The sequence below is a fragment of the Psychrobacter sp. AOP5-GZ1-6 genome (assembly GCF_052376345.1).
Taxonomy (GTDB): domain Bacteria; phylum Pseudomonadota; class Gammaproteobacteria; order Pseudomonadales; family Moraxellaceae; genus Psychrobacter.
This window is the reverse complement of the sequence record NZ_JBQSVP010000356.1, coordinates 1-392: the sequence shown is the minus strand read 5'-3', so window position 1 is coordinate 392 and position 392 is coordinate 1. Positions and strand designations below refer to the sequence as shown.

Annotated in this window: 1 pseudogene; it reads left to right on the top strand. The window is 48.7% G+C overall.

The annotated features are described in order from the left end of the window. Positions 1-392 (top strand): annotated as a pseudogene (locus ACT3RN_RS16190) (type I restriction endonuclease subunit R); the annotation flags it as partial.

Sequence of the window (392 nt, the reverse complement as noted above, 5' to 3'; positions counted from 1 at the left end):
GCTAGACTCTCGCCAGCTAGAAGAGGTGGAGAAATATTATAAGCAGGTTGAGGACGCAGGGGCTAACGAGTATCAGATAGAAAAAAGTAAGCAAACCATGGCGACCATGTCCACGGTACTGGGCGACCCTGATCGTATTCGTGCCATTGCCGAAGACTTTGTTGAACATTACGAGACGCGAGTGAGCGAGGGCACGACTCAAAAAGGCAAAGCCATGTTTGTCTGTAGCTCTCGTGAGAACGCCTTTAAGCTATACAAAGACATTATCGACTTGCGACCTCATTGGGCGGAAGTGATGGCCTGTGAAGAGGGCAGCACCCTGACTGAAAACGAGAAAAAGACCATTAAGCCCATGGAGCGAGTCAAGATGATTATGACGCGTAACAAAGATG